The sequence below is a fragment of the Streptomyces sp. TRM68367 genome, from assembly GCF_014495685.1.
GTDB lineage: Bacteria > Actinomycetota > Actinomycetes > Streptomycetales > Streptomycetaceae > Streptomyces.
Genome location: NZ_JACTVI010000010.1, coordinates 124,124 through 145,125 on the forward strand (window position 1 = coordinate 124,124; position 21,002 = coordinate 145,125).

Sequence of the window (21,002 nt, forward strand, 5' to 3'; positions counted from 1 at the left end):
ACAAGTGGAACTGGCCTATTACTCGGATTACGCCGTGCGTCTCGTCAACACGGAGGAACCGGCCCGGAGCAAGGACGCGCTGACCTCGGTGGAGTCCGTCCGTGACCTGTTCGGCGTCAACCAGTCGGCGGCCCGCCGCGCCACCGACGCGGACGTGACGCGGTTCCGCTCCGTCCGGGCCCGACTGCGCGCGGTCTTCGAGGCAGCGGACGGCGGCGACGAGACCCTCGCCGTGGACCTGCTGAACTCCCTGCTCCTGGAGTTCCCGGTGAGCCCGCAGATCTCCGGCCACGACTTCCGGGACGACGACGGCCGCCCCCTGTGGCACATGCACCTGGCGGACCACCCGTCCAACGCGACCGCCGGCTACGCGGCGATCGCGGCGATGGGCCTGGCCTTCCACCTGACCGAGTACGGCGTGGACCGCCTGGGCCTGTGCGAGGCGGCCCCATGCCGCAACGCCTACCTGGACACGTCCACGAACCGCTCCCGGCGCTACTGCTCCGACCGCTGCGCGACCCGCGCCAACGTGGCCGCCTACCGCGCCCGCAAGCGCCTGGAGGGGGCCCGGCCCGACTTGCCCGCGAAGACCGGCCTGGCCGCCGACAGGGCCCAGCGCACCACCGCGAACGGCGAGCGCTGACCGGGCCGCAGCGGCCGGTACCGGAAGCGGACCTTGCCGAGGACGAGTTCCTCGGGCACGGTGCCGTAGTCGGTGCTGTCGCCACCGGCGTACGCGTTGTCGCCCAGCACCCACCAGCCGCCCTCGCGCCGCTCCGCCGCCCGCTTGACGACCAGCAGGTCCTGCTGGAAGGGATGCCGCAGCACGATCACGTCACCGGGCCTGATCCTGGCGCCCCACTGCACCAGGAGCCGGTCCCCGTGGTACAGCGTGGGCACCATGGACGGCCCCGTCACCTCGGCCGGCCCGAACGGCAGCAGCGCCCTCGCGCGCTCGGTATCCTGCGACAGCTCCGGCATCACCCGGCACCTCCCCGGTTCTTCCTCCACCAGTCTCAGTCTCACCCCGGACTTTTGTCCTAAGCCCCCGGGGGCACTCGCGAAAACCCATCGCCCAGGGAGTAATGTCCCCCCTGAGAAGACGATCACGAGGAAGGAATGCTTCATGCTTTCCCGCCTGTTTGCCCCCAAGGTCAGCGTCAGCGCGCACTGCGACCTGCCCTGTGGCGTGTACGACCCTGCCCAGGCCCGCATCGAGGCGGAGTCGGTGAAGGCCATCCAGGAGAAGATGGCCGGCAACGACGACCCGCACTTCCAGGCGCGTGCCACCACCATCAAGGAGCAGCGCGCGGAGCTCGCGAAGCACCACGTGTCCGTGCTCTGGAGCGACTACTTCAAGCCCCCGCACTTCGAGAAGTACCCGGAGCTGCACCAGCTGGTCAACGACACCCTGAAGGCCCTCTCGGCCGCCAAGGGCTCCACCGACCCGGCGACGGGCCAGAAGGCGCTCGACTACATCGCCCAGGTCGACAAGATCTTCTGGGAGACGAAGAAGGCCTGACGACCAGTCGCCTGCCACCGCGGTCGGCGATCGGTGCACCATCGCGGACCATGGGCATCCTGAGGGGCCCGGCCGGACCATCGGCCGGGCCCTTCCTTGCTTCACCGCAGGGTCCGCCTCGGAGGCCGGCGGAGCGTCCTGGGAGATCTCTTCTACCAGACGGCGGCCAGAGCGCTGCCTCTCAGCGGCGGCAGACGAGGATGCCACCCGGGCACCTGACCTTGAAGGCCCCGTGCCGGTCATTGTGCTCGGCGGGCGAAGTCATCCGCTTCCGTGTCAAGGCACCGACCTGGCTCACTCCCGAAACACCCGGGTGCTGGGCCACGGCCCGGCCGAGCTCATCCAGGTGCGATGACGGGGGGCGTGGACATGACGGGCGCTCCGGCCTTCGGCCTGAACGGTGCGGCCAGGGCGATTGCTCAGACGTGCGGTGCCGTGGCCCGGATGCCGGCGAGCACCACGCCGACGATGCGCTCCGCGTCCGTGCGGGTGAACGGGCGCATGCCGCGGTTGACGATGAGGTGCACCGGGCCGGAGATCATCGGTCGTGCTCGCCCTCGGCTCGGTCGTCTTCAGCTTCGCCGGGGGCGAGGTGCTCAAAGCGACCCGAATTTCCGGGACCTTGGCCGACGGTGCCCCGCTGAGCACGGCGACCGGCGTGTACCTCTACGTCGCGATGGCGGGAGTGCTCTTCGTCCTCGCCGCGGTGCCCGCGATCATGCTGGCACGCAACCGGCCTGCCGCGCCGGCCGTGCCCGGGGCACCGCAGCGTCCGGGTTCGCCTGCGGTCGGCCGGTAGTCCGGCAGCCCGGCCTGTTGGCGGAGCGGTGTGCCCCGTCGCCACGGCCACTGGTTTCGTCGTTGGAGAAGGCCGGCCGCTTCCCGTTGACACCGAGAAACGCGATCGTCGCGGCCAGCGCCAGACGCTCGTTCCCGTCCACAAGCGCACGGTTGCCCGCAGCGATGTGCAGCAACGCCATGTCGTGACCTACGCGGCGGAGGCGCCGGAATCCGGTGCCTGGGCGGCGAGTTCGCCGAGGGGGTCCCCGCTCAGCCGGCACACCTTCCACTCGTCCAGGAGTTCCACTCCGAGCGACTTGTAGAAGGCGATCGTCGGCTCGTTCCAGGCCAGGACCCACCACTCGAAGCGCTCGTAGCCGTTCTTCAGGCACAGCGCGGCGAGGGAGGCGAGCAGGTTCTTGCCGTGACCGGCGCCGCGGGCGTCGGGGCGGACGTACAGGTCCTCCAGGTGCATGCCGCGGGTGCCGGTCCAGGTCGAGAAGCGCGGGAACCACAGGGCGAAGCCCACCGTCCGGCCATTGTCGTCGTCCTCGGCGATCAGCGCGTACGCCGCGGGGTGCTCGCCGAAGAGCGCCTCGCGCAGTTGCTCCTCGGTGGCCCGGGCCTGCTCGACGGCCCTTTCGTAGTCGGCGAGTTCGCGGATCATCGCCCGGATCTCGGCGATGTCGTGCACAGTGGCGGCCCTGATCATGCCGGAGATCATGCTGCACCGCGCCGAGCCGTGTCCATCCCGTTCCGCGGCAGGCCGAGCCGGGAAATGCCTTGTGGGCCTCAACGGCCTTGGCGATGCTGCCTCTCATGCTGACTTCCGTCGTCGCGTTCCTCGGCGCGGCCTTCCTGATCGCCATGGTTCCGGGGCCGAGCACGGTCGTGATCCTGCGCCGGGCGGTGGTGAACGGCCGGAGAACCGGCATGGCCACGGTCCTGGGCAACGAGTGCGGCGTGCTGCTGTGGGGCCTCGCCGCCGCCTTCGGCCTCTCGGCCCTGCTGCTGGCCTCACAGGTCGCCTACGACCTCATCCGGATCGCCGGTGCGGCGGTGCTGGTGTGGATGGGGGCGCGGGCGCTGTGGCAGGCGCGGCGGATCGGCCGGCCGGAGGAGGAGCCCGAGGGCACAACCGCGGTGTCGCTGCGACGAGCCTTCTCGCAAGGCCTCGTCACCAACTTCGCCAACCCCAAGGCCGGTGTCTTCGCCGTCTCCTTCCTGCCGCAGTTCGTGCCGCAGGGCGCCCCCGTCCTGCCGTTTCTGCTCGCCTTCGCGGCGCTCTGGGCCCTGGTCGACCTGATCTGGTACATGCCACTGGTCTGGCTGGCCGGCCGGGTGGGCGGGGTACTGCGCCGGGAAGCCGTCCGCCGCCGTATGGAACAGGTCGCGGGGGCCGTACTGGTCGGGCTGGGCGTGCGGCTGGCCACGGAGTCGTAGCTCAGGCCGTGGCGCCGCCCGAGTGGTCGGCCTCCCCCGCCTCCAGGAGCCCCGCTGCCGCGCCCACGATGCGGGGGTCGGGGCTGCCGACGACCTCCTCGTCCTTGTCGGTGTAGCCGAAGCGGGCCAGGACGCTGCGCATGGCCTCGACGCGGGCCCGCTTCTTGTCGTTGCTCTTCACCACCGTCCAGGGCGCGTGGGCGGTGTCCGTCTCGCGGAACATGGCGACCTTCGCCGCCGTGTAGTCGTCCCAGCGGTCCAGGGAGGCCAGGTCCATGGGGCTGAGCTTCCACTGCCGTACGGGGTCGACCTGGCGGATGGTGAAGCGGGTGCGCTGCTCGCCCTGCGACACCGAGAACCAGAACTTGACCAGGTCGACGCCGTCGTCGACGAGCATCCGCTCGAACAGCGGGGCCTGGCGCATGAAGCGCCGGTACTCGTCGTCCGTGCAGAAGCCCATGACCCGCTCGACGCCGGCCCGGTTGTACCAGGACCGGTCGAACAGCACGATCTCGCCCGCGGTGGGCAGATGCTCGGCGTACCGCTGGAAGTACCACTGCCCGCGCTCGCGCTCGGTCGGCCTCTCCAGCGCCACGACCCGGGCCCCGCGCGGGTTGAGATGCTCGGTGAAGCGCTTGATCGTACCGCCCTTCCCGGCCGCGTCCCGCCCCTCGAAGACGATGACGAGCCGGCGGCCGGTCTCCTTGATCCAGCTCTGCAGCTTCAGCAGCTCGATCTGCTGGAGCCGCTTGTGGCCCTCGTACTCCTTGCGCTCCATGCGCGCGGAGTACGGGTAGTTCTCCCGCCAGGTGTCGATCGGCGTGCCGTCCGGCCGGATCAGCACGGGGTCGTCGTAGTCGCTGTAGTCGACCGTCAGGTCGGTCAGCAGGGGCGTGGTGATCCCCTCCGCCGTCATCCCGTCGCTCCTTACGGTGCTCAGTGGAACTGCGGCACGATCAGATAGATCCCGTACGCCACCACCGCCGCGCAGGCCAGGAAGCACAGCCCGGCCTGGGCGACGCCCACGCCCGACGTGCCGCCCTCCTCGCACGCCCCCTCGTAGCGGGCGAGGCCCAGCACGCCGAGGGCGAAGACGACGACCACGGCGACAGTGACGCCCAGGCTCACCGCGGTGACCTGGCCGAGCGCGGTCCAGTCAAGGCTCATCGAAGTTCAACTCCCCTGTCTTCAAGCGACCCATGTGTTCAGGCGACCGATGTGTTCAGGCGACCGATCTGTTCAGGCGACTGTCCCGACCTTGGCCGGCGCCTCGGTGTGGATGGCGACCTCATGGGTGTCGTTGACGTTGTGCGCGTCCACCGGGTTGCGGCGCGAGATGACCACGATGCCCGAGGCGAGGGCCACGCCGACCAGCGCGACGACCGCCGTACCGGTGTTCCCGCCGTGCTGCACCACGCTCGCCGCCAGACCGCCGACCAGCGCGGCGGCGGGCAGCGTGACCAGCCAGGCGACCACCATCCGGCCCGCCACGCCCCACCGGACCTCCGCGAGCCGCCGGCCCAGCCCCGCGCCGAGGATGCTGCCGGAGCACACCTGGGTGGTCGACAGGGCGAAGCCCAGGTGGGCGGAGGTGAGGATCACGGTCGTGGACGCCGTCTCGGCGGCGAAGCCCTGCGGCGACTGGATCTCGGTGAGGCCCTTGCCCATCGTGCGGATGATCCGCCAGCCGCCGAGATACGTGCCGAGCCCGATCGCCAGGCCGGCCGACGCGATCACCCACAGCGGCACATCGGCGTTGTGGCCGAGTGCGCCCGCCGAGATCAGGGTCAGAGTGATGACGCCCATGGTCTTCTGCGCGTCGTTGGTGCCGTGCGCGAGGGACACCAGGGACGCCGAGGCGATCTGGCCGATGCGGAAGCCCTTGGTCACCGACTTCTCGCGGCCCCGGGCGGTGAGCCGGTAGGCGAAGTACGTGGCGATCAGCGCCGCCACGCCCGCCACGATCGGCGAGGCCACCGCCGGTACCAGCACCTTCTCGACCACCTTGCCGAAGTGCACGCCATGGCTGCCCGCCCCGACCCACACCGCGCCGATCAGCCCGCCGAACAGGGCGTGCGAGGAGCTCGACGGAAGCCCGACCAGCCAGGTCAGCAGATTCCACAGGATCGCGCCGACGAGACCGGCGAAGATCATCCCGGGCGTGACGAGAGCGTCGTCCACGATGCCGCCCGAGATCGTCTTGGCGACCTCGGTGGACAGGAAGGCGCCGACCACGTTGAGGACCCCGCTGATCAGGACCGCCGTCCTCGGTGCGAGCGCGCCGGTGGCAATCGAGGTCGCCATCGCGTTGGCCGTGTCGTGGAAACCGTTGGTGAAGTCGAAGGCAAGAGCTGTGACGATGACGACCGCCACGAGGAACGTGATGTGGTCCATTCCTGAATGCAAACAGGCCCAGGACAATGCGCGGCGAATCGAGGGCAAAGGACGTTCCAGGTTCACGCGCGCGGCTGGTAAAGATCATGCGATGCCGGCGTATCGACCGGCCTACGATCGCTCGTCATGAGCATCCGCTGGACGTACGCCCTCATCGACCGGCCGTACGGCCGTCTCGCCGCCGCCTGCGACTTCTGGACGGCGGTCACGGGCACCCGGCTGTCCGAACCGCGCGGCGAGCACGGCGAGTTCGTCACCCTGCTGCCGGACCGCGCCGACGCGTGCGTGAAGGTGCAGGGCGTGCTGTCGGGGGACGGCGGCGCGCACCCCGACTTCTGCGTCGAGGACGTATCGGCCTTCGCCGCGTTGGCGGCCCGGCTCGGCGCCCGTGTGGTCGCCGACCTCGGCACGCTGGCCGTCCTGCGGTCCCCAGCCGGTCAACTGTTCTGCGCGGAGCCGTGGCGCGGGGCGTCGCTGCGGCCGCCCGTGGTGCACGGCAGCCGCCTCGACCAGGTCTGCCTGGACATCCCGCCGTCCTCCTACGACACCGAAGTCGCCTTCTGGAGCGCCCTGTTGACCGACTGGGAGGCGCGGCCCGGCTCGCGCCCCGAGTTCCACGTGGTCACCCCGCCGTCCGGGCTGCCGGTCCGCCTGCTGCTGCAACGGCTCGGCGCGGACCGGCGGGCCTCCGCCCACCTGGACCTGGCCTGCGCGGACATCGACGCCACCCGCGCCCGGCACGAACGCCTCGGTGCCGCGTTCGTCGCCCGCGGCGCCCACTGGACGGTGATGCGCGACCCGGCGGGCGGCACGTACTGTCTGACCGCGCGGGACCCGGAGACGGGCGGGCTGCCTGGCCGGCCGTGAGACGGCAGAGCTGCCTGCCGGGGCACCAGGGGGCCCTAGCCGCTCGAGAACACGCAGGCGTACGCCACGATGCCGTCGCCGGTCGGCGTCGGCAGAGGAGTTGGCGGCGGGCAGCGGCCCTCCCAGTCCTCGGGAAGCGAGGGCGTCGGGCCCGCGGTCTCCGCGGGCTCCCAGCCGTACCGGTGCGGCTCCGCCGAGTCCTGCAGCCACACCGTGAGCCCGCCCCCGACGACCACCAGCAGCGCCCACACAGCCACAGCCCACCGCCACACCCGGCGGCGGTCCCCCGTCATGCTCATGCCCCCAGGTTAGCCCCTGGGGGTTCGGGGCCCGGCCTCTCAACGGGCCGCCCGCGTCGGGAGACAGCGCTGCTCGGGCAGGCTCAGGGTCCGGGCGGCCGCCGACTCGTGGGCGGCCCGGGCGGCCTCCCGCTCACCCGCGCGCTCCAGGAGGTGGCCGCGCACCGCCGCCATCCGGCGCCCTGTCAACTCGCCCTCCAGCGCGTCGAGTTCGGCCAGCCCGGCGCGCGGGCCGTGGACCATGGCGACGGCGACGGCCCGATTGAGGCGTTCGACGGGACCGGGCACCAGGCCCACGACGAGTCGTACAGGCCCAGGACACCGTCCGACGGCCACTGCCGGGCCGCCGCGAGCAGCGCCTCCTGTACGGCGTCCTCGGCGGCGTCGACGGGGCCGTACCGCCTGACCAGCGCGCCGAGGACCTGCGGCACGTGCAGGCGCAGCAGGTCCTCGACGGCGGCCGGGCTTGTCACGGTCGGCTCAGATGTCGCCGGAGCCGTCCATGATGGGCCGGATGACCACCGGGTACACGGGAGCCCCGGCGGGCTGGGGGCAGCGGGTGATCCGGTCGGCGATCTCCGTGACCCGCTCCAGGCTCTCGCACTCCAGCACCCAGTAGCCGGCCAGCAACTCCTTGGTCTCGATGTACGGGCCGTCGGTGATCACGGCCTTACCGTCCTCACCCAGGGTGACCAGCCGGGTGCGCGCCGGCTCGGCCAGTCCCTGTCCGTCGATCATCTCGCCGGTCTCGGAGAGGTCGTGGTTGATGGCGCTCATGTAGGCGTACATGGCCTGGATCTCCTCCTCGGTCCAGGCCGGGGAATGCTCGGAGGCCTTGCCCTGCATGGCGTCGTAGTCCGCCTGCGTGCCCTGCACCATGACCAGGTACTTCATCAGTCCGCTCCTTCGGTTCGCACCACCCGGGGGGTGGTTCTCACGGGGGACGTCGGAGCCGGGCCGGGATTCTCGACACGGACTCAGGACCTTTTCCCGTCGCCCTTCTTTCCGGGCCCCTCTTCGGGCTCGGAACCTCCGTCGTGGTATGCCTCGCACTTGGGGTTGCGGCACGGGCCGGCCACCCATACCGGGACCCACGCGCCCAGCGTCTTGTGGCGCCGGACGACCGTCTCGACTGGCTGTCCACAGGCGGGACAGACGTGCCCTTCGCTGTCCATGTCCTCAGCCTAGGCCGGGTGGGGGCTCAGCGCTTCCCGCTGTACATGCTTCAGTGCTTCCTGCTGTACGTACGGACCACGGCGCCGTTGCCGAAGCTGCGCACCGACTCCAGCGTGAACTCCGTGATCGCGCAGCCGGAGCCGAACATCGGCATGCCCGTGCCGTACACGATGGGATAGGACTTGATGACCAGCTCGTCGATCTCGTCCAGCAGTTCGCCCGCGAGCTGGGATCCACCGCACAGGTAGATGCCGAACTCGCTGTCCTCGGCCTTCAGTTCGCGGACCTTGCCGAGCAGGTCGTCGGCGATGATCTCGACGTTCGGGTCGGGCGACTCCTTCAGGGTGCGGGACGCGACGTATTCGCGCAGGTGGGCGTAGGGGCTGGTGATGCCCTCCTGCAAGGCGAGGTCGTAGCTGGCCCGACCCTGGATGATCGTGTCGAACCGCTTGTTCGGCAGGTCGTCGATGCCGAGGGGGCGGCGGCCATGGGTCGGCAGTGTCTCCGGGTACTCCGCCTTGAGGAACTCGAAGAACTCGTCGTCGACGAAGCGGACCATGGACGAACCGTCGCCGCCCGGGTCCCCGATGAACCCGTCGAGCGAGCAGGCGATGAAGTAGGTGAGCTTTCGCAAGGGGTTCTCTTTCCGTAGGCTGCCTCTACAACGACTCCATTTGTAGTACTTCGACTGTAGTGGTTGCAACAGATTAAGTGGTACCTGGTGAAAGTGGGAGAGGAGACTCCACATGGTCAGCAACCCCGAGCGCCGGGCCGCGCTCGTCGACGCCGGCGTCGAGGTGCTCGCGCGCGAGGGGGCGCGGGGGCTGACGTTCCGCGCGGTGGACACCGAGGCCGGGGTGCCGGTGGGCACCGCCTCCAACTACTTCACCGGGCGCGATGACCTGCTGCGCCAGATCGACGCCCGGCTGCACGTGCGGCTCGCGCCCGACCCCGAGGTGGTCGCCGGGCTGATGGCCAGGCCGAAGGACCGATCACTGGTCGCCGCCTTCATGTACGACCTGATGGCCCGCGCGACCCGCGACCGCACGGGCTATCTGGCCCTGCTGGAGATGCGCCTGGAGGCCACCCGGCGCCCCGAGCTGCGCGCCTCCTTCACCAAGTCGGTGCGCGGGGACCTGGAGGAGGCCATGGAGTTCCACCGGGACGCCGGGCTGCCCGGCGGCGACGAGACCGTCGCCGTGCTCTACCTGGCCATGCTCGGCCTGCTCCTGGAACACCTGACCCTGCCGGACGTCCTGGACGGCGCCCTGCCCGGGGTGAGCGTGCCGGAGGACCTGGTGGACCGGATCGTGGCGACGGTCGTACCCGAACCGCAGGCCTAGCTAGCTGTATTGCCCTGAGAGGTTGGTGACGCGGCTGGCTCCCGGCTCGCGCCACATCGGCCACATCCGCGGGCCGTCCGGCAGGTCGAGGGGGCGGTCCAGGAGCGTGAAACCGAGGCGCTCGTACAGCCTGCGGCTGCGGTCGCTGCTCGCCTCCAGGTAGGCGGACAGGCCCTCGCGGTCGCAGCGGTCGAGGACGGACTCGATGAGGGCGGTGCCGAGGCCCTCGCCCTGCCGCTGCGGCACCACGCCGATCATCCACAGGTACTCGTGGGCGCGCCCGGCGGGATGGATACCGGCCGTCAGCCGGCCGATCAGCTCGACGCGCTCGTTCTCCGGATCGACGGCCTCCCGCACCCGGGCAGGACCGTCGTCCTCGGCGCCGTCCTCGTGCTCCCCGGCGGGAACCGACAGCCACAGGGCGCACGCCGAGCCGTCCTCGGTGACGTCGATCCGCCCCTCGGCCAGCACGATGTCGGTGAACGCCGCCATCAGCCTTGGGTGCGCCGTACGCCGGTGCTCCTCGCCGGGAAACACCCAGCCGCTGACCGGATCGTCCTGGAAGGCCTCGTCCAGCAGCCGGGCGACCAGCTCACGATCCCCCGCACCGGCCGTCCGTATCGCCACGCCCATGCCCCACCCCTTCGTCTCAACCAGCTTCGGCCGTACGGCCGTTGAGACTATCGAGAGCGCGGTCGGAAAGGGGGTTGAGGAACATCGGAACGAAAACCGGCGCTAAGCCTCCGTCGCCCCTCTTGGGCGGCTGACGGAGCGTCGACCGGCGGACCGGTCTGAAGTCGTCCCACGGATAACACCCCAATATCTGCGGTAACGTGTTCCGTCACCCGCGGTGATGTTCTCCGGCCGCTACGTGAAGCGGCCCTGTTATCTGTGGCAAGGGGGGAGCGGTGCCCACCGTCGTACAGTTGCCGACCGGGAAGGTGCTGACCGTCCGGGCGGCGGCGGACGTGTTTCTCGACTCGCTCGGCAATCCGAACACGGTCCGCAACTACGGGATCGGGGTGGGCAAGACCGCTGAACGGCTCGGCGAGGCCCGGCCGCTGGCGTCGGTCGCGGACGACGAGATCGGCGAGGCCCTGGAACTGCTGTGGGGCACCGCAGCGGTCAACACCTGGAACTCCCGTCGGGCGGGGGTGCTGTCCTGGCTCGGCTGGTGCCGTGAGCGCGGCTACGAGGGGCCGATGGTTCCAGCCTGGGCGAAGCGGCTGGCGGTGCCGGACTCCGGGACCCCGGCCCGCTCGAAGATGGCGGTCGACCGGCTGATCGCGCGGCGAGAGATACATCTGCGGGAGAAAACACTGTGGCGGATGCTCTACGAGACCGCCGGGCGGTCCGAGGAGATCCTGGGCGTCAACATCGAGGAGCTGGACCTCGCCGGGCGCCGTTGCCTGGTCAAGGCCAAGGGTGCCCGGACCAAGACCCGCCGCCGGGGCCAGTCACGCGAGGACTACGTGCTGGAGCCCGTGTACTGGGATGCCGGTACCGCCCGGCTGCTGCCCCGGCTGCTCAAGGGACGAACCCGCGGGCCGGTGTTCGTCACCCATCGCCGCCCGGGGCCGGGCAAGGTCGTCAGCCCCCGCGATGTATGCCCGGACACTGGGCTGGCCCGGTTGTCGTACGGGCAGGCCCGCGCCCTGCTCGACGAGCACACCGCCCTGCGCGGGCCGGGTACGGGCTGGGACCTGCACGAGTACCGCCACTCCGCCCTGACCCATCTCGGCGAGCAGGGTGCCTCGCTGTTGATGCTGATGGCGAAGTCCCGGCACAAGAAGCCGGAGAACGTCCGCCGCTACTTCAAGCCCTCCCCGGAGGCGATCGCCGAGCTGACCAGCCTGCTCGCCCCCGGCGACGCCCTCCGTTGACCGCCTGCGCCGGGCAGGGCCGGCCGCACGGGCGGGGAGCCGTTCAGCGCGGAATCACCCAGCCTGGTGTCCAGGTCCCGGCGGTGTCGTGGCCGGCCGTCGTGGCGGCGAGGTGGGTGCGGAGGGTGGCCAGCGCCGGGTGGGGGTTGTCGCGGTGCCAGAGGAGCGAGTGCGGGTAGACGGGCGTTGGGTTGGTGACTGGGATGCGGCGCAGGCCGTGGCTGGCGGGCCAGATGAGGCGGGTGGGCTCGCCCATGAAGGTGGCCAGGGCCGGGGTGTCGGAGATGGTGTCGAGGAGCGCGTCGGAGCCGAAGTTGGGGCCGGTCACCTCGATGGTGAGACCGAACTCGGCGACGAGGTCGTCGTAGTAAGCGCCCCACTCGGTGCCGGGGGCGATGCCGGGCATCCAGATCCGGTGCCCGGTGAGCTGGGCGATGGTCACCGACCGGGCGCCCGCCAATGCGTGGGCGGGGCCGGTGAGGAGTTGGAGCGGCTCGTCGAGCACCCGGACGGAGGCGATGTCCTCGGGCAGGGATCGACCGGGCGCGGCGACGGCGCGGAAGGACGCGTCGATCGCACCGGAGCGGATGGCGGTGACGGCCGTCTCGATGTCGAACAGCATCATCACGTCGAGGTCGATCTCGGGGTGTGCGCTGTGGAAGCCGCGCATCAGGCCCGACTGCGCGCTGCGCGAGGCGATCACGTCGACGCGCAGCGGACGGCGGCCGGGACGCACGGACGCGCCCGCACGCTCGGCGACGCGCAGCAGCTCGCGTGCGTGGGGCAGGAACGCCTGACCATCGATGGTGAGTTCGGCGCCGCGTGGGGCACGGATGAACAACCGCACGCCGAGGTTGCTCTCCAACGCGGCGATGCGCTTGGAGACGGCCTGCTGGGTGATCGACAGGTCGGTGGCGGCTTTCTGGAACTGGCCCGCTTCCGCGACGGCGACAAAGGTACGTACTGCTTCGAGATCCACGCCGACCCACCTTAGTGAACAACTGGTGGTTGTGGATTGCTGGCAGGTCAGTTGTTTGACCTGCTGTTGTCCTGCCCGCTTACCTCTCATCGGTCAACGTCAGGTTGTTCGGGTGGAGCCATTAAGGGGAGTGCGCTGAGCATGGTGGGCAGGAGACGGTTGGGCCGGCAGTTCGGCTGGCTGTGGGCGTCATACGCGGTGAGCGCCTACGGGTCCGGGCTGGGGTTCGGAGCGTTGCCGCTGATCGCCGTGCTGGTGCTGCATGCAGGACCCGCTGAGGTGTCCGCGCTGTCCGCCGTGGGGCCTGCGGTGGGTGCGCTGATCGCGGTGCCGCTCGCGCCGTGGGTGGAATTCCGGCGCAAGCGCCCGGTCATGATCATGATGGACTTGGCCCGGTTTGCGGCCATGGCGACGATCCCCGTCGCCTACGCCTTCGGGTGGCTCAGTTTCGTCCAACTGCTCGTGGTCTCGGCCGTGGTCGCCGCAGCCAAGATCGCCTTCAACGCGGCCAGCGGCGCCTACCTCAAGGCCCTCGTGCGGCCGGACGACCTGCTCGTGGCCAACGCGCGGTTCGAGTCCACGAACTGGAGCTCCATCGCGGTCGGGCCACCGCTGGGCGGGGCGGCGATCGGCCTGTTCGGGCCGGTCACCACCGTGGTCGCCGACGCGCTCAGCTACCTGCTCTCCGCGCTGGGCATCACCGTGATCCGCGGCCGAGAAGAAGCGCCGCAAACAACCGACAAGAGCCCGGCCCGGGCGAGCGCATTGCTCGACGGCTGGCGACACATCATGAGCCATCCCGCTTTGCGGGCGCTCTACCTCAACAACATGCTCGTCGGCGGGCTGATCATGGCCACCGAGCCGCTGCTGGCCGTGCTCCTGCTTCGCCAGCTCGGGTTCCCACCGTGGCAGTACGGCCTGGCCTTCGCCGCCCCCTGCCTCGGCGGACTCATCGGCTCCCGGCTGGCCCGCCGTGTCGTGGCCCGCTACGGCCGCCACTGGGTCTTCCGGACCGTCGGAACCCTGCGCGCCATCTGGCTGATCGGCCTGGCCTTCGTCCGTCCCGGCGCCGTCGGCCTTGTCACCGTGATGGCCGTCGAGCTGGCGATCATCATCAACATGAGCCTGTACAGCCCGGTGCTCGCCACCTACCGGCTCGAACACACCCCCAAGCATCTCGTCGCCCGCACCCTGTCGGCCTGGTCGATCGGCCAGCAGGCGTCCATCGCGATCCTCACGGCGCTAGCCGGGCTGCTCGCCGACGTCACCAGCCCCCGCACCGCTCTCACGGCCGCTGGACTGCTCATCCTGACCACACCGCTCCTGCTTCCCCGACGCGACCAGACGGCGCAGAACGAGCCGGAACTGGCTACGAGCCGGTGACCGGTGCAAACGACACCGCCGGGACCATCCCGGCGGTGACGGCCACCCGCACCAGATTCACGCCTCTTCGGCCGCGTCCGGATCGCGCAGCGGACGCAGGCCGCCGGGCAGGTCGGGAAGCTGGAAGGAGTACCGGCCCAGGTTCTCTACCCAGTTCGGGTGTTGTCGCATGTCGTGTTGCAAGCCGAGCAGGGGTCTGACGCTACGTTGTCGCGGTGCTCACCGAGAGTGTTTCGCGGGGATGGCGGGTGTGCTTCTCCGATCCCGAACGCCGCTGGCCGTCGTTCGCTGACCCGCTGGCGAGGAAGTTCGCGGCACGACTGCCCGAGCTGCTGCGTATGCACGGCCGTCGGCCGGGGCAGCCGTTCCTGATCGGTCCGGACGGCAGGCCGGACGGGCGGGTGAACGGGTTCTTCGCCTCATATCCGATGACGGTGCGCGACCGTGACACTTGGCGCAAGTACGCGTACGCCCTCGGGCTGTGGCTGAACTTCCTGGCTGTACGGGGCCGGGGCTGGCAGCAGGCGGTGTCCGCCGATGTCGAGGCGTTCAAGTTCTGGCGAATGGCGGACCCGGCCAACCCACGGAGAGTGGCGGCCGGGACGCTCAAGGGCGACTTGGTGGCGCTGAACGTCTTCTACGACTGGGCCGCGTGTCACCACGGCGTGGTCAGTCCGGTGGAGATGCGCGAGGTCCGTACGCCCGCCCCGCGCGGATCGGTGGAAGAGATCGCGGCCGGTCCGGTCGGGATCCGCAGCCGGGACGCGAAGTGGTTCACCCCGGCCGGCTACCGCCGCTGGCGCGATATCGGGCTGAGGGGCTTCGCCCTGGACGGGCTGGAGGATCCGCGCTGGCGCGGGCGAGGCGAGCAACGCGATGCCGCGTTCGCCGACGGGCTGTTCGAGACCGGACTGCGGCTGAGCGAGTGGGCCAGCGTGCTGGACATCGAGCTGCCGGACGACGACCCGGATCGCTCCTTCACCACACGCTGGCTGGCGGACGCCTGCGCCAAGGGCGGTCTGGGCCGCCGCTACTGGCTGCCGCGGCCAGCCCTGGTGGGGGTCTTGTCCTACGCCGAGGGCCCACGGGCCCGAGCGGTCCGCCGCGCCCAGCGACAGGGCCGGTACGCCCGGGTCCCCGGCATGCTCGTGGTCGAGAAGGTCTTCGCGAACCGGCGGCTGAGCGTTCGTGACGCCTCCGGGGCGGTCAGTTCGGTGTCGCTGGACGTCTTGGACCCGCAGGCCCGGATGCGGCTGTTCCGCGAGGGCGAGTACGGTCTGGAGCCGCTGGCCGTCTGGCTGAACGAGGACGGGCTCCCGCGCACCCCGCACGGCTGGCAACACACCTTCACTACGGCCAACGACCGGATCACCGATCTCGGGCTGGACGGGTTCGCTTGCTCGGCCCATCGGCTCCGCCACTCTTTCGCTCTGCGCTGGTATTCGGTGGGCAAGCTCCTCTACGACGCACGGTTCGCCCACCTGGACGGCGAGGAACTGCGCGACTTCCGAGTGCAGTTCGGCGACACCTGGCAGCTGGTGCAGACGATGCTCGGTCATCGCAGCGTCACCACGACGATGGACGTGTACTTGGAGCCGTTCCGGCACCTGGACGTCGAGCTGCTGTTGGAGCAGACCGTCGGCCTCCCGGTCGCCGCGCTCCTCGACGAGGTCTGGCGGCAGCACCCCAAAGTGGCCGCCGACCCCTTGGCCGCCGGACCGGTGCCGTTTCGCGAGGGGTGGCGGTGAGGGGAAGGCCGGCCGCACTGCCGACGGCCGGCTACCAGGCCCCGGCCCGGGTGCTGCTGGATGAGGGACGGTGCACGGTCCGGGTCATCAGCGAGGACGGGCGCGTGAGCAAGGACTTCGACTTCACCGTGATGCCCGTGGGCCGGCCCTTGCAGGTCGCTCTCGCCGAGGCGTTCGACCGACGCACTGGCCCGTCGGGCACCTGCAAGAGCGTCAGCTCCGCGAACGGTTGCTATTACGGCCTGCGGACCTTCACCGAGTACCTGTCCACCCTGCCGTCGCCGCCTTCGGGTCCGGCTGAGCTGCGGCCGGAGCATCTGGAGGGCTTCCGCGCCAAGTACGCCGGACAGCGCACGCTCGCGCAGCGCGTCAACGGCGTCAAGCGGACGCTGCGGGCCGTGACCGGGGTCAGCGACGCCTTCACCGTGGCTCTCCGGGGCGGCGGGATCGTCCGCGACCGCTCGCCCAAGGTCCCCAGCTACCGTCCCGAGGAGTTCCGGCTCATCATGGCGGCGGCCCGCCGTGAGGCCCGCGCCACGGCCGCCCGCATCCGGGAACACCGGCAGCTGCTCGACCAGTGGCGGTGCGGAGCCATCGACTCCGGGAAGGAACCGGACCGGTGGCAGCTCGGGCAGGCACTGGACCATGTCGAGACCGCTGGTGACGTTCCCCGCAGGCTCTGCCGCAACGGCTACCGCTATCTACCCCATGACCTCGCGAAACGCTGGAGCGTCGGTGATCTGATCGCCATGGTCCACCTCACGTGGTGCGATGCCATGCCGTTCGTCGTTCTGCTGGCCGGGCTGACCGGCCAGAACGGCAGCACCATCATCGACGCACCGGCCGCGATCCACCGCCCGGACGGCGGCGCGGGCGGCACCCCGAATGCCATCGTGGAGCTGGTCAAGCCCCGCCGTGGTCACCGCAGCCACATGCCCGTCGTGCTGGCGGACCTGCCCGACTGGCTCAGTACCGGCGAGGACGATGAGGGGCCCGAACAGCCCGTCAGCGCGCGCGATGAACTGCACACCCCGCTCGGCGTCTTTCTGCTCGTACGCGAACTGACCGAACCGGTGCGGCGCATCACTGGCACCGACCGGCTGCTGGCCGTCCGCGGGCGCAAGGGTTTCCGCACCGGTCGGCCTCCCAGCCCCGGAACACTCGGCACGGCGATCGCCGAGTGGAGCCACCGCGCCGGACTCGGCTCTGTCTCCTCGCCAGTCGCCGCCCTGCCCCGCGGCGGGGAGGTGAGCCTGCCCCGGCTGCGGATGACCGTCCTGGAACAACGCCAGCAGGCCATCGCGCACACTGACCAAGTCCTGGTGAACGAGTACCTCGGACGGGATCGCGGCAACATCGGCGCCTACCAGCAACTCGTCTCGCGTGTCCTGGACGAGCAGGTGTCCCGGGCCAAGGCCAGCGCGCTGATGCCGGTCCTGACCGAGGACGAGGCGGAACTCGCCCGCGGACATCCCGAAGCCGTCGCCGCCCGCCACGGGATGGACTCCGCGGTCTTGAAGCGGATGCTTGCCGGCGAGTTGGACACCGTGCTCGGGGCCTGCACCGACCACCGCGGCGGTCCTCACGCGCCGCCGGGCCAGCCCTGCCGGGCCTCGTTCATGCGCTGCCTGGACTGTCCGTGCGCCCGCGCGACACCCCGGCATCTGCCGGTGCAGACCCTTGTCCTGGACGGCTTGGAGGCCCACCGCGCCGAGACGCCGCCGGCCCGGTGGGCCCAGCGGTTCGCTCTCCCGCATGCCCAACTAGCCGATCTGATCTCCCGGCACCCGCCGGCCGCCGTCACCTGCGCCCGCGAGACGGCCACCTCCGCCGACCGCCGCCTGGCCGAGCGCTTCCTTGCCCGAGAGCTGGACCACTCATGACCGTCGAGTACGCCCCAGCAGTCCTGGCCGCAGCCGACGGCCAGCCCCACGCCGGAACCCCGGTCCTGCTCAACCGTCCGCTCAGACCCGGCACGGACCCCGCCGTCTTGTCGGTGTTCGGCGACGACCGGTGGGAGCTGACCCCGGCCCTCTTCGAGGAACACGTCGCGGCGACCAGCCTGAATTTCGCTCCCGTCCCCGCAGCGCTGCGGCCGACCGCCAAGAACTACGTGTGGCAGCTGCTGAACTGCCCCGATCCGCCCGCCCTGCGGCGGTTCTCCAGCACCCGCTTGGCCGTCCGCACCGTCGTGAGCGGGTTCCCCTCGCTGACCTCGTTCCTGGTCTGGCTGGATGTCCGTGGCATCACCGCGTTGCCCGGCGTCGGCCCCGCCGACCTCGACAGCTATCTGTCCGACCTGCTCGACAGTGGCCTGTCCCGGGACACCCTCGGCGACCGGGTCACCGCCGTCCGGCGTCTGTGGGCCTGGCGCGAGAAGCTCCCGGCCGGAGACCGGCTACCGGCAACCCCGCCCTGGCGGGGAGAGGACAGCGACGCTCTGCTCGGACGCAAACGGCGCCGCGGGGAGAACCGCACCCCGCGCATCCCGCCGGGCACCGTCGACCGGCTGCTGCTGTGGTCCCTGCGGTTCGTCGAGGACTTCGCCGACGACATCCTCGCCGTCCGCGACGAGTACGCGACGCTGTCCGCCCGCAGTTTCACTGCCCGGCACCGCCACGGCGGCCACCAGGACCCTCGCACTCCCGAGCAGTTCCACGCCGACCTGCGGACTCTCCTGGAGAACATGTCCCGCGACGGCCGGGCACTGCCCGGCAAAGCCGGCCCCGACGGAACCCCCGTCCTCGACCGCCAGCACCTCGCCCGCCTGCTCAACTGCCCCACTCACTGGCTGGGACGCCGAGCGAACGCGGCAGTCCTGGCCGTCAGCGGCCTGCCGATCGCCGACGCCGCATATTTGAGCACCCCGGTCATGGCCCGGCTCGATGGCCGTCCCTGGAGGCAGCAGCCGATCACCTTCGACGAGGCCGAAGATCTGATCCGTCACCTGTCGACCGCCTGCTTCATCGTGATCGCGTATCTCTCTGGCGCGAGACCAGGGGAGGCGCTCGCCCTGCGTCGCGCATGCGTGCGCCACGACGCCACCACGGGCTTGTGGCTGATGCACGGCCGCAAGTGGAAGGGTGCCGTCGACGAGCACGGCGGCAAGAAGCCCGAGGGCGAAGAACGCACCGACCCCTGGGTGGTGGTCAAACAGGTCGCCGACGCGGTGTCCGTACTGGAACGGCTCCACGACCGGGACCTGCTGTTTCCCACCACGCTCTTCGACACGCGGATCGCCGACGCACTGGCCCGGCGCAGGCTGGGCAAGGCCCGCACCACCCAGGTCCTCGCCAACCACATCGACTCGTTCATCAACTGGATCGACACCTACTGCGCGAACACCGGACGCGACGAGCGCATCCCACCCGACCCCAGCGGCCGCAAGATCTACCCGGTCCGCTTCCGCAGGACGCTGGCCTGGCACATCGTCCGGCGCCCCCGCGGCCTGATCGCCGGAGCGATTCAGTACGACCACATCCACGTCGGAGTAACTCTCGGTTACAGCGGGACCTACGCCTCCGGGTTCCCCGACGAGCACGCCTTCGAGACCTGGCTGCTGAGGCTGGAACAGCTCACTGACGCCGAACGCCGCCTCCGCGAGGGCGAGCACGTCAGCGGCCCCGCAGCCCCCGCCTACGCCCAGCGCGTCCACCAGGCATCCGGGCAGTTCGCCGGGCGCGTGCTCACCAGCACCCGGCAGGCCCGCGACCTCCTCGACAACCCCACCTTGCAGATTCATGAGGGAAAGGGCATGACCTGCGTCTTCGACCCCGCCAAGGCCAAGTGCCGTCTCGGCAGCGGCGAGAACATCCGCCGGACGCCGGACCTGACCGACTGCCAGCCGGGATGCCAGAACATCGCCCGCACCGACCGCGACATCGCCGTCCTGCGCGACCAGGCCGCCGAGCTGGAAGAGCTCGTGGACGACCCGCTCAGCCCCGGACCTCGCCGGGAACGAGAACGCCACCAACTCGCCCAGCTCACCCAGATCATCGACGAGCACGACCACACCCGACCGGAGACAGCATGACGGCCGCCGACGACTCCGTGCGCGAGGCGATCCGGGCCGCCGCCGACCGGCTCCTTGAGGGCATTCCTCTGCGGTCCACCGGCGAACTGACCGTGGTCCAGCTCGCCGCCGAGGCAGGCGTCAAGCGGTGGATGCTGACCCACAAGCACCGCGACCTCGCCGAGCAGTTCCAGGCCAGGGCCCGCGCTCTCGCCGGCGACTCACCCCCGGTCACGAAGCTGAAGATGAGGATCAGCGAACTGGAGGAAGCCAACGCCCAGCTCAAGGCGGCCGACGCCGAGAGACAGGAGCTGACCGACTTCTACGCGCAGATCATCAACGAACTCTCCACCGAGCTGGACCGGGTCACCGCGGAGCGGGATGAGCTCCTGGGGAACGTCCGCTCCATCTCCCTGGCACCCAGCCGAAGGGCTCCCGACTGAGCCTTCCCCCACACCCCACCGAGGACCCCCGGCAGCATCATCAGCAACACGGTCAAACCAGCGAGAGAACCGAGCATGTTGATGTGATGCCTGACGAACGGCGAGAGGCGGGCCATGTCCTCATCACGGACGTCGAAGCCATCCGCACGCAGCTGGTTCACCGCGGCGCCCATGTACCGCGTGTTGAACAGCACGAGGGCGTTGAGGACCAGGCCCAGGGCGCCGATCTGGTCTTCCATACCGTCCTGGTAGCGCTGGTAGAGCTGCCCGGATCGACCATGGAAGATTTTCCGGGCGAGGGAGTGGCGGCCCTCCTGGAGGTTCGCCTGGTTCTTGATCTGCCGCCGGTAGCCGGGCTCGTCGGCCAGGCGCAGGATGTGCAGGGTCTTGGCGATCCGCCCGTAGTGGGCGATCGCGTCGCCGAGCGGGGTGGGTCGGCCGTCGCGGGACAGCATCCGGATCACGTCGTACGCGCGCACGGCGCCGGTGTGGATGGAGCCGATGATCCGAAGAATGTCCTCCCAGTGCCGTTCGATCCTGGCGAGATCGATCCGGCCGCGGGCCACATCCTGGAAGGCGCCGTAGTCGGCGGCGCGGTCGATGCGCCACATCTTCTGGTCCGGCAGGTCCGCCAGCTGCGGCGCATCCATGAACGCCCGGTAGCGGCGCAGCTTGGAGCCGCGGTAGCCCGGGTGGATGTCCTGCCCGTTCAGGAACGCGAGGTACTCGG

The 21,002-nt window shown here is 70.4% G+C and carries 23 protein-coding genes and 2 pseudogenes; 12 read left to right on the forward strand and 13 right to left on the reverse strand.

Annotated elements, in window-relative coordinates; genetic code table 11:
* Positions 1-4 precede the first annotated feature (4 nt).
* Complete coding sequence (locus H8R17_RS10400; protein ID WP_187822857.1) at positions 5-643, forward strand: ABATE domain-containing protein; 639 nt, start codon at positions 5-7, stop codon at positions 641-643.
* On the opposite strand, the gene sodX is transcribed toward H8R17_RS10400, so the two are convergent.
* Entirely contained in the window at positions 538-981 is a 444-nt protein-coding gene (gene sodX, locus H8R17_RS10405) for a nickel-type superoxide dismutase maturation protease (RefSeq protein ID WP_187822858.1), read from the reverse strand. The two genes, H8R17_RS10400 and sodX, sit on opposite strands and share 106 nt — an antisense overlap.
* Positions 982-1,126: 145 nt before the next feature.
* Between sodX and sodN the strand changes: the two genes are divergently transcribed.
* Positions 1,127-1,522, forward strand: coding sequence for a superoxide dismutase, Ni (sodN, locus tag H8R17_RS10410; protein WP_187822859.1), 396 nt, complete (start codon positions 1,127-1,129; stop codon positions 1,520-1,522).
* Positions 1,523-1,941: 419 nt separating this feature from the next.
* On the opposite strand, the gene H8R17_RS46560 is transcribed toward sodN, so the two are convergent.
* Positions 1,942-2,064, reverse strand: a complete 123-nt coding sequence (locus H8R17_RS46560; protein WP_262505160.1) for a hypothetical protein — start codon at positions 2,062-2,064, stop codon at positions 1,942-1,944.
* A gap of 5 nt (positions 2,065-2,069) precedes the next feature.
* On the opposite strand from H8R17_RS46560, the gene H8R17_RS10420 reads away from it, so the two are divergent.
* A complete protein-coding gene (locus H8R17_RS10420; RefSeq protein ID WP_262505161.1) occupies positions 2,070-2,321 on the forward strand; it encodes a hypothetical protein in 252 nt (83 codons plus the stop codon).
* A gap of 189 nt (positions 2,322-2,510) precedes the next feature.
* Here the strand turns inward: H8R17_RS10420 and H8R17_RS10425 are convergent, their stop codons facing one another.
* Positions 2,511-3,014 carry a GNAT family N-acetyltransferase gene (locus H8R17_RS10425; RefSeq protein ID WP_187822860.1) on the reverse strand — a complete coding sequence of 168 codons (504 nt, stop codon included), beginning with the start codon at positions 3,012-3,014 and terminating at the stop codon, positions 2,511-2,513.
* 107 nt (positions 3,015-3,121) lie between these two features.
* On the opposite strand from H8R17_RS10425, the gene H8R17_RS10430 reads away from it, so the two are divergent.
* The gene (locus H8R17_RS10430; RefSeq protein ID WP_187822861.1) at positions 3,122-3,745 is read left to right on the forward strand and encodes a LysE family translocator; all 624 of its coding nucleotides are present in this window, start codon (positions 3,122-3,124) and stop codon (positions 3,743-3,745) included.
* A gap of 1 nt (position 3,746) precedes the next feature.
* Here the strand turns inward: H8R17_RS10430 and ppk2 are convergent, their stop codons facing one another.
* The 3 genes from ppk2 to H8R17_RS10445 form a co-directional block, all read right to left on the reverse strand.
* Positions 3,747-4,661 carry a polyphosphate kinase 2 gene (gene ppk2 / locus H8R17_RS10435; RefSeq protein ID WP_187822862.1) on the reverse strand — a complete coding sequence of 305 codons (915 nt, stop codon included), beginning with the start codon at positions 4,659-4,661 and terminating at the stop codon, positions 3,747-3,749.
* A 20-nt stretch (positions 4,662-4,681) separates the two neighbouring features.
* On the reverse strand, positions 4,682-4,912 hold the full coding sequence (locus H8R17_RS10440) for a hypothetical protein (RefSeq protein WP_187822863.1): 231 nt from the start codon (positions 4,910-4,912) through the stop codon (positions 4,682-4,684).
* A 72-nt stretch (positions 4,913-4,984) separates the two neighbouring features.
* Positions 4,985-6,139 (reverse strand): inorganic phosphate transporter, encoded by a 1,155-nt coding sequence (locus H8R17_RS10445; protein ID WP_187822864.1) that lies wholly within the window; start codon positions 6,137-6,139, stop codon positions 4,985-4,987.
* Positions 6,140-6,265: 126 nt separating this feature from the next.
* On the opposite strand from H8R17_RS10445, the gene H8R17_RS10450 reads away from it, so the two are divergent.
* A complete protein-coding gene (locus H8R17_RS10450; protein ID WP_187822865.1) occupies positions 6,266-7,006 on the forward strand; it encodes a VOC family protein in 741 nt (246 codons plus the stop codon).
* A 35-nt stretch (positions 7,007-7,041) separates the two neighbouring features.
* Here the strand turns inward: H8R17_RS10450 and H8R17_RS10455 are convergent, their stop codons facing one another.
* The 4 genes and pseudogenes from H8R17_RS10455 to H8R17_RS10470 form a co-directional block, all read right to left on the reverse strand.
* Entirely contained in the window at positions 7,042-7,305 is a 264-nt protein-coding gene (locus tag H8R17_RS10455; RefSeq protein ID WP_187822887.1) for a hypothetical protein, read from the reverse strand.
* A gap of 39 nt (positions 7,306-7,344) precedes the next feature.
* A pseudogene (locus tag H8R17_RS10460) lies at positions 7,345-7,766 on the reverse strand (RNA polymerase sigma factor); the annotation flags it as partial.
* Between the two features lie 19 nt (positions 7,767-7,785).
* The gene (locus H8R17_RS10465) at positions 7,786-8,199 is read right to left on the reverse strand and encodes a YciI family protein (protein WP_187822866.1); all 414 of its coding nucleotides are present in this window, start codon (positions 8,197-8,199) and stop codon (positions 7,786-7,788) included.
* A 331-nt stretch (positions 8,200-8,530) separates the two neighbouring features.
* Complete coding sequence (locus H8R17_RS10470; protein ID WP_187822867.1) at positions 8,531-9,115, reverse strand: dihydrofolate reductase family protein; 585 nt, start codon at positions 9,113-9,115, stop codon at positions 8,531-8,533.
* A 112-nt stretch (positions 9,116-9,227) separates the two neighbouring features.
* Here H8R17_RS10470 and H8R17_RS10475 point away from each other — a divergent pair, with 112 nt between their 5' ends.
* Entirely contained in the window at positions 9,228-9,824 is a 597-nt protein-coding gene (locus H8R17_RS10475) for a TetR/AcrR family transcriptional regulator (RefSeq protein WP_187822868.1), read from the forward strand.
* On the opposite strand, the gene H8R17_RS10480 is transcribed toward H8R17_RS10475, so the two are convergent.
* Entirely contained in the window at positions 9,825-10,457 is a 633-nt protein-coding gene (locus H8R17_RS10480) for an N-acetyltransferase (protein WP_187822869.1), read from the reverse strand.
* A gap of 275 nt (positions 10,458-10,732) precedes the next feature.
* Here H8R17_RS10480 and H8R17_RS10485 point away from each other — a divergent pair, with 275 nt between their 5' ends.
* A complete protein-coding gene (locus H8R17_RS10485; RefSeq protein ID WP_187822870.1) occupies positions 10,733-11,707 on the forward strand; it encodes a tyrosine-type recombinase/integrase in 975 nt (324 codons plus the stop codon).
* A gap of 43 nt (positions 11,708-11,750) precedes the next feature.
* On the opposite strand, the gene H8R17_RS10490 is transcribed toward H8R17_RS10485, so the two are convergent.
* Positions 11,751-12,686 carry a LysR family transcriptional regulator gene (locus H8R17_RS10490; protein ID WP_187822871.1) on the reverse strand — a complete coding sequence of 312 codons (936 nt, stop codon included), beginning with the start codon at positions 12,684-12,686 and terminating at the stop codon, positions 11,751-11,753.
* 141 nt (positions 12,687-12,827) lie between these two features.
* Here H8R17_RS10490 and H8R17_RS10495 point away from each other — a divergent pair, with 141 nt between their 5' ends.
* The 5 genes from H8R17_RS10495 (at position 12,828) to H8R17_RS10515 (ending at position 20,272) form a co-directional block, all read left to right on the forward strand.
* Entirely contained in the window at positions 12,828-14,069 is a 1,242-nt protein-coding gene (locus H8R17_RS10495; protein WP_187822872.1) for an MFS transporter, read from the forward strand.
* A gap of 215 nt (positions 14,070-14,284) precedes the next feature.
* Complete coding sequence (locus H8R17_RS45645) at positions 14,285-15,817, forward strand: integrase (protein WP_223124858.1); 1,533 nt, start codon at positions 14,285-14,287, stop codon at positions 15,815-15,817.
* Positions 15,814-17,700 carry a hypothetical protein gene (locus H8R17_RS10505; RefSeq protein WP_187822873.1) on the forward strand — a complete coding sequence of 629 codons (1,887 nt, stop codon included), beginning with the start codon at positions 15,814-15,816 and terminating at the stop codon, positions 17,698-17,700. The genes H8R17_RS45645 and H8R17_RS10505 overlap by 4 nt, the downstream gene beginning before the upstream one ends.
* A complete protein-coding gene (locus H8R17_RS46570; RefSeq protein ID WP_262505164.1) occupies positions 17,697-19,850 on the forward strand; it encodes a hypothetical protein in 2,154 nt (717 codons plus the stop codon). Before H8R17_RS10505 ends, H8R17_RS46570 begins: the two co-directional genes overlap by 4 nt.
* Positions 19,847-20,272 (forward strand): hypothetical protein, encoded by a 426-nt coding sequence (locus H8R17_RS10515; RefSeq protein WP_187822874.1) that lies wholly within the window; start codon positions 19,847-19,849, stop codon positions 20,270-20,272. The genes H8R17_RS46570 and H8R17_RS10515 overlap by 4 nt, the downstream gene beginning before the upstream one ends.
* A gap of 59 nt (positions 20,273-20,331) precedes the next feature.
* Here the strand turns inward: H8R17_RS10515 and H8R17_RS10520 are convergent.
* Positions 20,332-21,002, reverse strand: a pseudogene (locus H8R17_RS10520) (Tn3 family transposase); the annotation flags it as partial.

Coding starts and splice junctions, on each gene's coding strand:
- H8R17_RS10495 (WP_187822872.1), top strand. CDS start 12,828: ATGGTGGGCAGGAGACGGTTGGGCCGGCAGTTCGGCTGGCTGTGGGCG.
- H8R17_RS46560 (WP_262505160.1), bottom strand. CDS start 2,064: ATGATCTCCGGCCCGGTGCACCTCATCGTCAACCGCGGCATGCGCCCG.
- sodN (WP_187822859.1), top strand. CDS start 1,127: ATGCTTTCCCGCCTGTTTGCCCCCAAGGTCAGCGTCAGCGCGCACTGC.
- H8R17_RS10515 (WP_187822874.1), top strand. CDS start 19,847: ATGACGGCCGCCGACGACTCCGTGCGCGAGGCGATCCGGGCCGCCGCC.
- H8R17_RS10425 (WP_187822860.1), bottom strand. CDS start 3,014: ATGATCAGGGCCGCCACTGTGCACGACATCGCCGAGATCCGGGCGATG.
- H8R17_RS10475 (WP_187822868.1), top strand. CDS start 9,228: ATGGTCAGCAACCCCGAGCGCCGGGCCGCGCTCGTCGACGCCGGCGTC.
- H8R17_RS10440 (WP_187822863.1), bottom strand. CDS start 4,912: ATGAGCCTTGACTGGACCGCGCTCGGCCAGGTCACCGCGGTGAGCCTG.
- H8R17_RS10455 (WP_187822887.1), bottom strand. CDS start 7,305: ATGAGCATGACGGGGGACCGCCGCCGGGTGTGGCGGTGGGCTGTGGCT.
- H8R17_RS10450 (WP_187822865.1), top strand. CDS start 6,266: ATGAGCATCCGCTGGACGTACGCCCTCATCGACCGGCCGTACGGCCGT.
- H8R17_RS10445 (WP_187822864.1), bottom strand. CDS start 6,139: ATGGACCACATCACGTTCCTCGTGGCGGTCGTCATCGTCACAGCTCTT.
- H8R17_RS46570 (WP_262505164.1), top strand. CDS start 17,697: ATGACCGTCGAGTACGCCCCAGCAGTCCTGGCCGCAGCCGACGGCCAG.
- ppk2 (WP_187822862.1), bottom strand. CDS start 4,661: ATGACGGCGGAGGGGATCACCACGCCCCTGCTGACCGACCTGACGGTC.
- H8R17_RS10430 (WP_187822861.1), top strand. CDS start 3,122: ATGCTGACTTCCGTCGTCGCGTTCCTCGGCGCGGCCTTCCTGATCGCC.
- sodX (WP_187822858.1), bottom strand. CDS start 981: ATGCCGGAGCTGTCGCAGGATACCGAGCGCGCGAGGGCGCTGCTGCCG.
- H8R17_RS10465 (WP_187822866.1), bottom strand. CDS start 8,199: ATGAAGTACCTGGTCATGGTGCAGGGCACGCAGGCGGACTACGACGCC.
- H8R17_RS10480 (WP_187822869.1), bottom strand. CDS start 10,457: ATGGGCGTGGCGATACGGACGGCCGGTGCGGGGGATCGTGAGCTGGTC.